11 protein-coding genes are annotated in these 14,070 nt (G+C 67.1%); 4 read left to right on the forward strand and 7 right to left on the reverse strand.

The features are described from left to right. Nucleotides 1–3: 3 nt before the first annotated feature. From BM310_RS16750 to BM310_RS16760, 3 genes are all read right to left on the reverse strand, one after another. Nucleotides 4–1,653: a hydantoinase B/oxoprolinase family protein gene (locus tag BM310_RS16750; protein ID WP_089809859.1), complete on the reverse strand. Its 1,650-nt coding sequence runs from the start codon at nt 1,651–1,653 to the stop codon at nt 4–6. Continuing rightward, nucleotides 1,650–3,659: a hydantoinase/oxoprolinase family protein gene (locus BM310_RS16755; protein ID WP_089809861.1), complete on the reverse strand. Its 2,010-nt coding sequence runs from the start codon at nt 3,657–3,659 to the stop codon at nt 1,650–1,652. The genes BM310_RS16750 and BM310_RS16755 overlap by 4 nt, the downstream gene beginning before the upstream one ends. Nucleotides 3,660–3,732: 73 nt before the next feature. Beyond that, nucleotides 3,733–4,593, reverse strand: a complete 861-nt coding sequence (locus BM310_RS16760) for a cytochrome b family protein (protein ID WP_089809863.1) — start codon at nt 4,591–4,593, stop codon at nt 3,733–3,735. A 139-nt stretch (nt 4,594–4,732) separates the two neighbouring features. Between BM310_RS16760 and BM310_RS16765 the strand changes: the two genes are divergently transcribed. Further along, nucleotides 4,733–5,605, forward strand: a complete 873-nt coding sequence (locus BM310_RS16765; RefSeq protein ID WP_089809865.1) for a DUF7351 domain-containing protein — start codon at nt 4,733–4,735, stop codon at nt 5,603–5,605. Nucleotides 5,606–5,794: 189 nt separating this feature from the next. On the opposite strand, the gene BM310_RS21065 is transcribed toward BM310_RS16765, so the two are convergent. Then, nucleotides 5,795–5,977 carry a hypothetical protein gene (locus tag BM310_RS21065; RefSeq protein ID WP_143105181.1) on the reverse strand — a complete coding sequence of 61 codons (183 nt, stop codon included), beginning with the start codon at nt 5,975–5,977 and terminating at the stop codon, nt 5,795–5,797. A 262-nt stretch (nt 5,978–6,239) separates the two neighbouring features. On the opposite strand from BM310_RS21065, the gene BM310_RS16770 reads away from it, so the two are divergent. Next, the gene (locus BM310_RS16770; RefSeq protein ID WP_089809867.1) at nt 6,240–6,905 is read left to right on the forward strand and encodes a helix-turn-helix domain-containing protein; all 666 of its coding nucleotides are present in this window, start codon (nt 6,240–6,242) and stop codon (nt 6,903–6,905) included. 42 nt (nt 6,906–6,947) lie between these two features. On the opposite strand, the gene BM310_RS16775 is transcribed toward BM310_RS16770, so the two are convergent. Continuing rightward, nucleotides 6,948–7,211, reverse strand: coding sequence for a hypothetical protein (locus BM310_RS16775; protein ID WP_089809868.1), 264 nt, complete (start codon nt 7,209–7,211; stop codon nt 6,948–6,950). A 274-nt stretch (nt 7,212–7,485) separates the two neighbouring features. On the opposite strand from BM310_RS16775, the gene BM310_RS16780 reads away from it, so the two are divergent. After that, nucleotides 7,486–8,862: an aminomethyltransferase family protein gene (locus tag BM310_RS16780; RefSeq protein ID WP_089809870.1), complete on the forward strand. Its 1,377-nt coding sequence runs from the start codon at nt 7,486–7,488 to the stop codon at nt 8,860–8,862. A 193-nt stretch (nt 8,863–9,055) separates the two neighbouring features. Here the strand turns inward: BM310_RS16780 and BM310_RS16785 are convergent, their stop codons facing one another. After that, nucleotides 9,056–9,916 carry a methylenetetrahydrofolate reductase gene (locus BM310_RS16785; protein WP_089809871.1) on the reverse strand — a complete coding sequence of 287 codons (861 nt, stop codon included), beginning with the start codon at nt 9,914–9,916 and terminating at the stop codon, nt 9,056–9,058. Nucleotides 9,917–9,995: 79 nt separating this feature from the next. Next, nucleotides 9,996–11,180 carry a prolipoprotein diacylglyceryl transferase gene (locus tag BM310_RS16790; protein ID WP_143105182.1) on the reverse strand — a complete coding sequence of 395 codons (1,185 nt, stop codon included), beginning with the start codon at nt 11,178–11,180 and terminating at the stop codon, nt 9,996–9,998. Nucleotides 11,181–11,459: 279 nt separating this feature from the next. Here BM310_RS16790 and BM310_RS16795 point away from each other — a divergent pair, with 279 nt between their 5' ends. After that, nucleotides 11,460–14,033 (forward strand): GcvT family protein, encoded by a 2,574-nt coding sequence (locus tag BM310_RS16795; RefSeq protein ID WP_089809875.1) that lies wholly within the window; start codon nt 11,460–11,462, stop codon nt 14,031–14,033. Nucleotides 14,034–14,070: the final 37 nt, after the last annotated feature.

Consider the following 14,070-nt stretch of genomic DNA (forward strand, 5'->3'; position numbering starts at 1 on the left):
CCGTCACCAGTCCATCTTCTCGTCCGCCTCGTCGCGTTCGCTGTCCGCCTCGGCGCGTTCCGCGGGGTCGCCGTGCCCGCCGCCGCCGGGCGTCCGCACCGTGACCGTCGTCCCGGCGGCCACGTCGCGCGTCGTCTTCGCCGGGACGGACGCGCCGTCCACGAGGTTCTCGCCCGTCGCGCCGTCTTCGCCGCCCGCGATGCCGCGCGGGGCGACGCGTCGCCGTTCGGTCAGGAGCGAGACGGTGGCGTCGGCCTCGACGGTGACAGACCGGACGATGCCGAGGCCGCCGCGGTGTCGGCCCCGCCCCCCGCTGTTCTCGCGGAGCCCGTACGCCTCGACGAACAGCGGATACTCGGCCTCAAGCGCCTCGACGGGCGTGTTGAGCGTGTTCGTCATCCCGACCTGGACGCCGTCCATCCCGTCTCTGCTCGACAGGCCGCCGAACCCGCCGCCGATGGTCTCGTAGTAGGTGAAGCCGTCGGCCCCGCCGGCGCGACTGCCGATGGTGAGGTTGTTCATCGTCCCCTGTCCCTGCGCGGGGACGCGGTCCGGCGCGGCGTCGGCGAGTGCCGTGAACACGACGTCCGTCACGCGCTGACTCGTCTCGACGTTGCCGCCGACGACGGCGGCGGGCGGGTCCGGGTTCAACAGCGACCCGTCCGGTACCGAGACGGTGATGGGGTCGTAACAGCCCTGATTCGGCGGAATCTCCGGGTCCGTCACGCACCGGACGACGAAGTAGACGGCCGACTTGGCCACCGCGAGAGGGGCGTTGACGTTGCCGGCCACCTGCGGTGCGGTGCCGTCGAAGTCGACGGTGACCGACCCGTCGTCGACGGTGACCGTCACCTCGATAGGCACGTCGTCGTCGGTGACGCCGTCGCCCTCCAACACGTCGCGGGCGCGGTACTCGCCGTCAGGCAGGGCGCGGAGTTCCGCGGTCACGCGGTCCCGCGAGTAGCCGATCACGGCGTCGAACGCCGCGACGATTCGGTCCCGGCCGTGTTCGGCCACCAGGTCGCGGAGTCGTTCCTCCGCGCGTTCGTTCGCCGCTATCTGCGCGCGGACGTCGGCGCGACGCTCTCCGGGGTTGCGGACGTTCGCCAACAGAATCGACAGCACGTCCTCGTTCGTCTCGCCGCCCTCGACCAGTCGCACCGGCGGGAGGCGGAGTCCCTCCTGATAGATTTCGCGCGCGCCGGCCGGCATGCTGCCGGGCGTCATCCCCCCGACGTCGGCGTGGTGCGCGCGGGAGACGGCGTATCCGAGCACCTCGCCGTCGACAGAGAGCGGAGACACCAGCGTCACGTCCGGCAGGTGCGTCCCGCCCTCGAACGGGTCGTTCAGCACGAACACGTCGCCCGGTTCGGGGTCGTAGTCGAGCACCGTCTCCACCGCCTCGGGCATCGCGCCGAGGTGGACCGGGATGTGTTCGGCCTGCGCGACGAGGCGTCCCTCGGCGTCGAACAGGGCGGTCGAGCAGTCGCGTCGCTCCTTGATGTTCGGCGAGTACGACGAGGTGACGAGTACCTGCCCCATCTCCTCGGCGACGCTCTCGAACTGGTTGCGGACGATTTCGAGCGTGACCGGGTCGACGTCCGTCTCGGCGCCCGCGTTCGCCCGCCCGGCGTCGCCGTCGTCGCCGGTCATTCCCCGTCACCTCCTCGGGTCAGCACGAGCGTTCCGTCCGGTCGGACCGTTCCGTCCCACGCGGGCGGGACGACGATGGTGCTCTCGGCCTGTTCGAGGACGGCCGGCCCCGCGACCGTTTCACCGTCGCGCAGTCCCTCGCGGGCGTAGACGGGCGTCTCGCGGAACTCGCCGCCGAAGAACGCCTCGCGGGTGTCCTTCCGCGCGTCGCCGGTTCCGCGGTACGTGACGCCGAGTGTGCCGCGTTCGACGACGGCCGTCGAGCGGACGTTGACGAGTTCCACCGGGTCGGAGAGCCGGTAGCCGTAGGCGCTCTCGTGCGCCTCGTGGAACCGCGCTTCGACGGCGTCGGCGTCGAACGTCTCGTCCACCGATACCGTGAGTTCGAAGCTCTGACCGACGTACCGCAGGTCTGCGGCGCGCCGAACCGTCGCGGCGTCGGGTCGCTCGACGTCCGAGAGCACGTCGCTCCGCAGGGCGTCGTACGCGTCCTCGACGGCGCTCACGTCCACGTCCGCGAGCGACTGCCGGAGCGTGCGCACGGAGTCGTGCTTCTCGTCGGCCGCGAGGAGGCCGTACGCCGAGAGCACGCCGCAGGCGCGCGGGACGACGACGGTGCCGACGTCGAGGCTCTCCGCGAGTGCGGCGGCGTGCATCGGTCCCGCGCCGCCGAAGGCGACGAGTCCGAACCCGCGGGGGTCGTGGCCGCGTTCGACCGTCACGGCGCGAATCGCGCGCGCCATGTTGGCGTTGGCGACGCGGTAGACGCCGCGCGCGGCGGCGAGGGCGTCGTCGAGTCCGGCGTCCTCGGCGAGCGACTCCATCGCGTCGTGCGCGGCGTCCACGTCCAGCGAGAGTTCGCCCCCGAGGGCGGAACTGCCGCCGATGTAACCGAGGACGACGTTGGCGTCGGTCACCGTCGGGTCGGTGCCGCCGCGGCCGTAGCAGGCGGGTCCGGGGTCCGCGCCTGCTGACCGGGGGCCGACGCGGAGGGCGTCGCCCGCGTCCACCCAGGCGACGGACCCGCCGCCCGCCCCGACGGTGTTGACGTCCACCATCGGCGTCTTGATGGGGCGGCCGTTTATCTCGGCGTCCGTCGTGCGCTCTACCTCGCCGCCGCGGACGAGGCTCACGTCGCTGGACGTTCCGCCCATGTCGAAGGTGACCAGTCCGTCCACGTCGTCGCCCGTCGCCGTCGCCGCGGCGCCGACGACGCCCGCCGCGGGCCCGGACATCGTCGTCGTCACCGCGTGTTCGCGCACCGTCGACGCGGGGGCGATGCCGCCGTTCGCCTGCATGATTCGCGGCGTCGGCACGCCCATCTCGGTCGCGCGGTCCTCGAGGCGGCCGAGGTAGGCGTCGATGACCGGCGTGACGTACGCGTCCACGACGGTGGTGGAGGTGCGTTCGTACTCGCGGAACTCCGCCAGCACCTCGTGGGAGGCGGAGACGGGCGCGTCGAGTTCCTCCCGGAGGACGGCGGCGGCCGCCCGTTCGTTCTCGGGGTGCTGGTAGGCGTGCAGGAACGAGACGGCGACGCTCTCGGCGTCGCAGTCCCGTATCGCCTCGGCGACGCGCCGCACCTCGTCGTCGCCGACGGGCGTCTCGACGCCGTCTACCGTCGCTCGCTCCGCGACTTCGAAGCGCCGACGGCGGGGAACGAGAGGGTCGGGTTTGCCCGCGGTCACGTCGTACAGGTCCGGGCGCGCCTGTCGGCCGATTTCGAGGACGTCGCGGAACCCCTCGGTGGTGACGAGGGCCGTCTTCGCGCCGTCGTCCTCCAGCAGTGCGTTCACCGACACGGTCATCGCGTGCGTGAACGCGTCCACGTCGGCCGGGTCGATTCCGGCCTCGTCGCAGGCCTTCTCGAACCCGCGGACGACGCCGACGCTCTGGTCGTCCGTGCTCGGTACTTTCGCGGTCACCAGGTCGTCGCTCGGCGTCAGGAGCGCAACGTCGGTGAACGTGCCCCCGACGTCGACGCCGATTCGGGTCTCGTCAGACATTCAGAACGGTTCGACAATCGGGGGCGACCGTATAAGGCGTTCGGAGTCCGCCCCCGGTAGCGGCCGGCGACCCCTACTTCGGCGGCCGGAGGCGGTAGTACCGGCGGTTCAGGTCGTACATGTACCCCTCGCGCATCGTCTTCAGCACCGCGTAGGAGACGATGCCCGCGACGACGGGCGCGATGAACGTCAGGTCGAACAGCGTGTCGATGTTCATCGGGACGAGGTTCTTCGCCGAGTAGACGCTGATGGTGAACGCGAACACGACGCCGCCGACGCCGACGCTGGCCCAGAACGGTTCCTCGACCGGTCGCCGCGCCGACCCCTTGTTCAGGAAGGGGACGAGGGCGATGATGCCGACGACGACGATGTTCGCGACGACGCCGTACGGTCGGTCGCCGATCAGCTTGGTTCCGCCGAGGATGCTCAGTTCGGGGTTCAGCGGACCCAGCTTGAGCAGGCCGAACGACCAGTAGAGGTACCAGTCGGGGAGGATGATAGCGGGCGTGACGCTGCCGTTCGCGGGCGGGCCGATGTGCGGCGGGAGCGTCGCCGCGAGGAACAGAATCATCCCCACGAAGAAGCACGTGATGGCGAGGTTGCGGATTATCTCGTGCGGCCACGTCGGGAACGCGAGCACGTCGCGTTCGACGTAGTCGGACTCCTGTCGCAGGTCCTGGTCTTCGCGCCGGGAGCGCTCGAAGTACTCGTACGTGAGGCGGGAGAGGCCAACGGAGCGCTCCTTGCGCTCGCGCCACGTCGGCGTCTCGCCGTCCGGTGCGACGATGCCGCTACCGTCCGGTCGCGCCTCGCCGGTCGCGGCTTCGTCGCCCGTCGCCTCGCCGTCGCTCACCCCGCCGTCCGTCGCCTCGTCGTTCGTCTCGCGTTTCGACCGGTCGCTGGAGGAGGGTCCGTCGTCGGGGACGTCCGACATACGAGACCCGTCGGCCGACTGCAACGTAAGCGTTCTCAGAGAAAAGTTTCTGTAAGAAATCCTATCAGAAATCGGCCGAACCTCGTTGCCGGCGGGCGTGGACAGAAATACTCATGACGGTCGACAGACACCTGCGGTCGTGACGGTCGAACGCCTGCCCGCGGCCGAACTCGACGCCGTCTTCGGCCTCCTCGCGAACGAGTTGCGGATAGAGATCATCCGGACGCTCTGGGAACAGCAGGAGGAACCGCTCTCGTTCACCGACCTCCAGTCGCTCGTCGACGTCCGCGACTCGGGGAAGTTCAACTACCACCTGAACGTGCTCGTTCCGGCGTTCGTCGAACGGTCCGAGGACGGGTACGCGCTCACGCACGCGGGCCAACACGTGGTCGGCGCTGCCGTGTCGGGCCGGTTCACAGAGGCGGACGAGATTACGGTGGACGACGTCCCCGCGGGCGAGTGCATGTTCTGCGGCGGACACCTCTCGGCCCGGTACGAGGGCGGCGACGTCACCGTCGACTGCGACGACTGCGAGGACCTCGTCACCCGCATGCCGATTCCGCCGAACACCGTCTCGGGTCTCGACCCCGAGGACCTCCCGGCGGTGTTCAGCAGGCACCTCCTGACGCTCACGAACCGACTCAGCCGCGGGTTCTGCAAGCTCTGTCAGGGTCGGGTCGACTCCTCGCTCACGGCGCTGTCGTCGTCGGAGTCGGTCACGTTCCGCCCCTCGCTGGACGTGCGGTTCGACTGCCGGGCGTGCGGCGACCGGACGCACCTGAACGTCGGCGGGGTCGTCATGGACCACCCGGCGGTCACCTCGTTCCTGTACGACCACGGCATCGACCTGCGTCGGTCGTACGTCTGGGAACTCACGTCGCTTCTGGACCCCGAGGCCACCGTCGCCTCCGAAGACCCGCTTCGCCTTCGCCTCGTCGTGCGACTCGACGGCGACGAACTCGAACTGACGCTGGACGAGACTGCCACTGTCGTCGACCACACGCGCGGCTGATTCCCTCCACGGACGCGACCCGACGGCGGCGACCGGTCGTTCCCGAGTGAGAGAATTATATTCGTTCCTATCAGTAAAAGCTGCATCTATATTACACCCGTACGCCCGTAACGGGTCGAACGGCGACTTCCGACGGAGAAGACCAGAAGCGAGTAGAGAACGCGACCAGTGGGTCGTTCGACCGAGAGACTACCGGTTGTACGTCCGCGGAATCAGCACGCGGCCGTGACCGCCGAAGAGGTCGGTGAGAACCGCTTCGAGGCGCCCGACGTCCGTCGGGAGCGTCGTCGCGGGGAGGTAGAACTTGTCGACTGCCGGTTCCGATTCCACGTTCGTTGCGTGTCCGTCTTTCATCTCGTTTGTTCGTACCATCTGTACTTCCTTAGGTTCTCGCGCGTACTACTACTGGTATTTTTATACGAAGTTCCTCACTATTGTTAACTATTCATCGAAGTAGCTCGGATTCGTTGAGCCAGACGCCGGGAAGGGTGAGTCGGGTCGCACGTCGGACGAACAGTCGGGTCCGTTTTCGCAGCCGGTGACACGATGCAGAAACAGTTACAGGAACTGATATCCGATAGTCGTGCGACGGCACGAACGACGGCGGCCCGCCGACGCAGGAGCTACCACCACCATGTCGATTACAGCGAAGGTACACATCGAACACGACAGACTCGCCCTCGCCCCGACGTTGCGCGCACTCGACGGGGTACAGATACGCGTCATCATGCAGACGAACACCGACCCCGGCGCGACGGTGTTCCCGTTCTTCATCGAGTACGACGACCCCGAGGAACTCCACCGGATGCTCGACGAGGACCCGACCGTCGAGAGCTACGAACTCGTCGACAGGACCGACGGAGCGGGCATCTACTACCTCGAACACACGCCCGAGACGAAACTCATCAGCAGCGTGGTGACGGAGGTGAACGGCTTCCTCGTCCACACGGAGACGAAGGGGAACGGGTGGCTGGTTCGGCTGTTGCTCCCCGACAAGGCGGCGCTGAACACCATCTGGGAGTACGCCAACGAGAACGATATCAGTCTCGATATCATCGAAATCTACAGCAACGACGACGCCGGGACGGAGACGTCCTACGGCCTGACGGACGAACAGGAGGCCGCGCTGGCGACGGCGTACGAACGGGGCTACTTCGGCGAACCGCGCGACATCTCGCTCAGCGAAGTGGCCCGGGAGATGGGGCTCTCCTCGACGGCGATGAGCGGCCGACTTCGACGCGGGATGCGAAACCTGGTCGCGGCGACCATCGTCGAACGCGAGACGGAAGACGAAGAGTGAGCGTCGGGTCCGAGAAACCGAGAGCGGCGTCGAGGGTCGCCGTCACTTCGACTCTTTCGTCCGGTACACCGGTCTGAGCGCGGTGCTGTCCTTGTCGTATCCGAGCCAGACGCTGAGAGCGACGGCGACGAGAACGAGGTACAGGGGAAAGACGATCACGAGCACGTACCCGAGGACGAACGGCGTCAACAACTCGTACCAGTAGAGCAACCCGAGAACGGCGAGTCCGACGGCAGAACCGGCGACGATACCGAGCCGAAAGGCGTAGGCGGCGGCCGGCCCCGGCGAAGTCCGAAGCGCGCGCATGATGAATTCTTTAACCCGCAGCCGGATAAGTGACCCGCGAGGCCAGTCCTCGTGTGTCACGTGCCGCGCGCACACGTTTCACGGTCACCTGCGCCCGGCGGCGAACCTCTCTTCGCGGTACACGGGCGCCGAAGAGACGGTCACGGTCCGTCCTCGCCTCTTCGAACGACGATTCGTCGGCGGTCGGTCGTCGGACGGCGACTGCGGACTCGGCATAAATGGGTGTGGTAATAACCCTCATCTTTTATCCGAGTTTGCCATCATCTTTCGTAACATGAGTGGGAACCAAGAACATCCGAATCATCCCAGTATCGACCAGTCAGACAGAGTCCTCCCGCGGAACCTGCGACAGACGGGAGACCCGGGCATCGAGATGCTGGTCTCGACCCGCGTCAGGAAGTCGCCGTTCTTCGACAAGTCGTTCAACGAGGAAGGGGCGTGGCGGTGTACGGTCTACAACCGCGTCTATCATCCGCGCGGACTCGTCGAACCGGAGGACGGCGGAGCGATGGCCGAGTACGAAGCGCTGACGGAGAAAGTGACGCTCTGGGACGTGGCCGTCGAACGGCAGATTCGCGTGAAAGGGCCCGACGCCGAAGCGCTCACCGACTACGTCATCACCCGCGACGCCACCGAGATAGACACGATGAAGGGCAAGTACGTCATCCTCTGCAACGAGGACGGCGGCATCCTGAACGACCCAGTGCTCCTCCGCGTCGACGACGACGAGTTCTGGTTCTCCATCTCCGACTCCACGCTGATGCAGTGGCTTCAGGGTGTCAACGTCGGCAAGGACTTCGACGTCGAAATCGACGAGATAGACGTAGCGCCGATGCAGATTCAGGGCCCCCTCTCCGAGGACGTGATGGTCGAAGTCGTCGGCGAGGAGGTCAGCGACATCCCGTACTACGGCCTGATGGAGGCCGAAATCAACGGCGCCGACGTATTGGTGAGTCAGACCGGCTTCTCCGGCGAGAAAGGGTTCGAGATCTACGTGAAGGACGCGACGAAGCACGCCGAACGCGTCTGGGACCCCGTGATGGAGACGGTGAAGGACCACGGCGGGATGCAGATCGCGCCCGGTCACCACCGTCGCATCGCGGCCGGCATCCTCTCGTGGGGGCAGGACATGGACCACGAGACGTCGCCGTTCCAGGTCAACCTGGGCTACCAGGTCCCCGACGACAAGGAGGGCGACTACATCGGGAAGGAAGCGCTGGAGGAGCAGAAAGAACAGATCGAGAGCGGCGAGTACCCGTTCAACCTCAAACTCGTCGGTCTGAAGATGGCCGGGGAACCCATCCGGGACTACGCGCCGGACTTCTGGATCGTCTCCGACCCCGACACCGGCGACGAGTGCGGCTACATGACTTCGCCGTGGTGGAACCCCGACCTGGAGACGAACATCGGACTCGGCTTCGTCCCGGCCGACAAACTGCAGGCCGAGACCGACGCCCTCCTCAACGACGAGATTTACGAGGAGGACCTCGACATCGAGTTCGAGGTGCACCTCCCCGAAGAGTACGCCGAAGAGGACGACGAACCCGTCTTCGCGACGGTGGCCGAGGTGCCGTTCAAAGAGTCCGTCAACCCGAGCGCCCGCGAACGGGCGAAACTGGGCGCGCGTCAGGAAGCCAACCAGGACGACTGACGACGCCGCCGTCCGTCCCGTCTCTCTTCTTTCGACCGCGCTCGGAGTAGGCCGCCTCACCCGAAGCGACGGGTACGTTACGCCGCCCCGAAGTGGTCGGTCTCGACGCCGCGGACGTCGGCGCGACGGACCAACGTGGAGCGACTCAGCGGGGCCTGTCGAAAATAGCGTCTCTCGGGTGCGTGGGTGTCTCTCAGTCGTCGAGCCGTCCGTACCGCCACGACTCGGTGTCCGACGTCTGGTTGAACGTGTAGATGTGGAGGCCGCGAATCCGGTAGGCGTCGTCGCCGACGTACGGTGCGAGGCCGTCCACCAAGTCGTCGGGCTTGTACGTCCCGCGCGACCCGACGAGTTGGCGGACGAAGCCGAGGATGCCCGTCGTCTTCTTGAGGAACTTGATGGAGTCGCCGACGCCCACCTTCTGTGAGATCTTCAGTAGCTTCTGGTACTTCATCACGCCGGGGATGCCGACTTCGACGGGCAGTTCGACGCCGCGCGCACGCACGTCCTCTATCCACTCGACCACCGTCTCCGGGTCGTAACAGAGTTGCGTGACGATGTACGTCGCGTACGGCTCCTTTCGCTCCATCGACTCCCACAGCGTCTCGTCGTCGAGGAAGTCGTGTCCCTCGGGGTAGCCGGTGATGCCCACGTCCTCGAACGACCGGCCCATCTCGTCGAGCGCCGACAGCAGGTCGTACGCGGACTCGAACTCGCCGGCGGGTTCCTCGCGGTCACCGCCCGGGACGAAGATGTCCGTGACGCCGGCGTCGTGAAGCCTGTCGGCGATGTCGGCGAGGTGGTCGCGGTCCTCGACGTACCGCGCGGCGATGTGGGGGACCACCTCGTAGCCGCGCGCCCTCGCCTCTTCGGTTCGTTCGACGGTTCGCTCGATGCCGAGTTGTGGCGACGTCGTGATGGCGATGGTCGCGCCGTCGGGGAGTTGCGTTATCTCGTCGTCGAAACTCTCGAACGGCATCAACTCGAACCGCGCGTCCGTGAGGAGGGTCTCGACTCCCTCCGGGTGCGAGACGGTACGCGTGCTGAGAGACATGACTTGGTAACGGATTTTTGTGAACCTACTTTGCTCTACGGGTGGCAGTCCACACCCCTTTAAGTATAGGCGAGGCGAGTCACGCGCCGGTCAACTGACACTGTCGTATCCGCGCCGTGACCTCCTCGTGGGACACCTGTCGCTTCGGCCCCTCGGAGACCCGATGGAGCACCAAATCGAGAAGGTCGAGTTGGTCCAGCAGTTCCTGCGTCGGTTTCCGGTCGAGTTCGAGACGACGCTGGACCTCGAACAGCGTCGCGGACTCGACGACGGCGTCGACCACGTCGGTCACTTCGAGACCGTCGGGGAGGGCGACGCCGTCGACGACCACCTGCTCCTCGACGGCGGCCTCGACCGCTTCCATCGTCGGCGTCGACGCCGCGGACCCGGGGTCGCCGCCGTCGGCCGCGGTCCCCTCGGCGTCGAGCGATTCGGTAGACGTCGACGCCGGACTCGTGTCGTACGAGGTGGGGTCGTGGACGCCGGCCTCTATCATGTAGCGCCGAACCGTCTCGGATGCGACGTCCATCGGTATCTCCTCGCTCATCTCGACGAACGTGTCGCACGTCTCGTACAGTCGCCGCAGGTACGGCGTGTCCTCGTACGGCGGGACGGAGTCGTCGCGGACGTCGTCGAGGGTTTCGCCGTCGGCTCCTCTCTCGGTCGCCTCGCGAGTTTCGCTCCGGGACGGGTCCGGACCACCGTCCGGTTCGGGCGACGCGGTTGGGTCCGCCGACGGGTCGACCGCCGTCTGTTCGGTCGTCGGCGGTTCGGTCGCAGACGGGTCCTCGTGGGACTGCTCCTCGCGGTCCCGGTCGGCGTCCGAACGGTCGCCGTACGACCGTTCGTTCGCCCCGCTGACGGTCTCGCTCCCGTCGCGGCCGTCCGGACCCGTCGCGCGGTTCGCCGGGTCGATGTGGAGACCGACGGCCACGAGGAGTTCGCCCTCGTCGCCGACCCGTGCGCCTCGAACCGTCGCCGAGACGCCGGGCTCCGCCGGTTCGGTCAGTTGGTCGACGACGCCGGCGGCGAACTCGACGCAGAGGCCGCCGCCCTCCGTCACCGTCGCCGCCGCCGGCGTGAGGTCGGACTCCGAGCCGCCGGCGTTCGCCTCACAGAGCGACACCGGCACCTCCATCTCCGCGCTCAGCGTCCCCGCACGTCCGTCGTCCGTGGAAACCTCGACGCTTCGAAGCTCCCGCCCGTTCGCCTCGCACCGTTCGACTAGTTCTGACAGTACGTCGAAAGCTGATCGTAGCGCCATGCCATTGACAGTCTATGGCACGTACACCTGCATAACAATATATGAGTAATACTCAACCCATTCAAACCACAACAGTCAGACTCCCGTTCCCGTCGGCGCCCAGGACAGTCTCGATTTCGAACGCTCCGAGGCGAGCGACTCCGGTTCCCGAGCGCTCACGGCGGCGTCTCCCGCGGGGGCGACGAACCACATCGTCTCGTGATTCGGACGGGTTGTGCGACGGCGTTCGCGGCGGCGATAGTTATAATGGCTCGCTGTCGTGACCGTTCACACAGATTCATGGATACGACCGACAGCGTGCCGACTAGTGCGGATACCGTCATCGTGGGTGCCGGTATCGTCGGCTGCAACCTGGCGTACCAACTGACAGCGCTCGGCCGGGACGACGTCGTCGTCGTCGACCAGGGCCCGATGCCGACGACGGGCGGGTCGTCGACGCACGCGCCCGGTATCATGTTCCAGACGGCCGAGGAGAAGATTCTGACCAAGTTCGCGAACTACAGCCGCGAACTGTACTCGGAACTGGAAGGCGCCGACGGCCAACAGGCGTACAACGAAGTCGGCGGCATCGAAGTGGCCCGGACCGAAGAGCGGATGGACTTCCTCCAGCGACGCGTCGAGAACGGGTCGGCGTGGGGTATCGAGGACCCGCAGATTCTCTCGCCGGCGGAGGTGAAAGAGAAGCTTCCGCTCGTCGACGAGGACGTCATCCGCGGCGGCTACTACTCGCCGACCGACGGACAGGTGTCCGGCGTCGTCGCCTGCGACGCCCTCGCGCGGGAGGCGATGGACCGCGGGGCGACGTTCGTCCCGCACACCCGGACCGAGGACGTCGAGTTCGACGACGGCGCGGTGCAGTCCGTCGTCACCGAGAACGGCACCATCGACTGCGACGAAGTCGTCGTCGCGACGAACATCTGGGCGCGGCAGTTAGGCGAGGAGATAGACGTTCACCTGCCCATCACGCCCGTCGAACACCAGTACGCGATGACGGAGTCGCTCGACGAGTTGGCCGACAACGCCGTCGACATCTCCGACCACCCGCTGTTCGAGAACTACCGGAACGTCTCCGGAGACAAGGCCAAACGCCTCCTCGTCGGCCCGGACCGACCCATCCTGCGCGACCAGGACCACGCGATGTACTACCGGACGCACGGCGACGCCTACGGCATCGGCTCGTACAACCACGAGCCGTTGGTCCCGGACCCGCAGGAACTCGGCGGCAACGACCCGGACGGCGAGCAGGGGTCGGTCCACGAGTTCACCGACTACCACATGGAGAACGCGACGCACCCGGACCGGCCGGACAAGGCGCCGCGGCGGGCCAGCGACGAACTCGTGCCGGCAACGGAGGGCAAGGAACTGGAGTACAAGTACAACGGGATGTTCTCGGAGACGCCGAACGGCCTGCCCGCGATGGGCCCCGTCGAGGGCTACGACGGCCTGTGGACGGCGGCCGGTATCTGGGTAACGCACGCCGGCGGCGCCGGGAAGGCGCTGGCCGAGTGGATGGAGAACGGCGTCCCGCGACTGGACGACGGCCCCATCGACCTGGCACACGCCGACGTGAACCGCTTCGACGCCCACGAGGGAAGCTGGGACTTCGCCCGCGACATCGGCGGCGAGGAGTACCGCATCGTCTACAACATCATGCACCCCAAGTGGGTGTGGACGGAGCACCAGCGTGACATCCGGCGAACGCCGATGTACCACACCCACGAGGAGTACGGCGCCGAACTCTGGGCCGAGGCCGGATGGGAGGAGCCGCAGTGGTTCGAGTCCAACGCGGACCTCCTCGCGAAGTACGGTGACCGTATCCCCGAACGGGACGGGTGGGAGGCGAAGTACTGGTCGCCCATCGAGGGCGCGGAGACGCTGAACGTCCGCGAGAACGTCGGCCTGCACGACATGACCTCGTTCAACAAGATGGAGGTCATCGGCGACGAGGCGGGCGAGTTCGTCCAGTACCTCTGCACGAACGACATGGACATCGACGTCGGCGACGTGAAGTACACGCTGATGTGCAACGAGGGCGGCGGCGTCCGCGCGGACATCACCGTCACGCGCACCGACGAGGACCGCTACCTGCTGTTGACGACGGGGCGCGAAGTCGGCAACAACCACGTCGCGTGGGTGCGCGAGCAGTCCCCCGACGACGTCGTCGTCAACGACGTCACGTCGAGTCTCGCCGCGATGGTGTGCACCGGGCCGAACGCCCGGAAGGTGCTGTCGAAGGTGACCGACGTGGACCTCTCGGACGACGCCTTCCCGTTCTTCACCAGCCAGCAGTTCTACGTCAAGAACGTCCCCGTCACCGCGCTCCGCGTCTCCTACGCGGGCGAACTCGGCTGGGAGTTCTACACGCCCTCTGAGTACGGCGAACGCCTCTGGGAGCACATCATGGAGGCGGGCGAGGAGTACGACATCCGGCCGTACGGGAACGGCGCGCTGAACGCGCTTCGTATCGAGAAGGGGTTCCGCCTCTGGGGGGAGGACCTCCACACCGAACACAACCCGTACGAGGCGGGACTCGGGTGGGCGGTCGACCTCGACACCGACTTCGTCGGGAAGGACGCCGTCGCGGCGGCCGCGGCCGGCGACAACATCGACCACGAAGTCGCCTGCCTGACCCTCGACGACGAGGAGGCGGTGGTGTTGGCCGACCGCCCGGTCCTCGACGGCGACGAGACCCTCGGCTACGTCCACAGCGCCGAGTACGGCTACACCGTCGGCGCCTGCGTGGTCTACACCTACCTGCCGCCCGAGTACGCCGAACCCGGCACCGAGGTGGAGATACTGTACGAGGGCGACCGGTACGCGGCGACCGTCCGCGAGGAACCGCTGGTCTCCTGAATCGGCCGACGCAGTCGGCGACCCAGACCAGTCGGCT

It is taken from the genome of Halogeometricum rufum (assembly GCF_900112175.1).
Classification (GTDB): Archaea; Halobacteriota; Halobacteria; order Halobacteriales; family Haloferacaceae; genus Halogeometricum; species Halogeometricum rufum.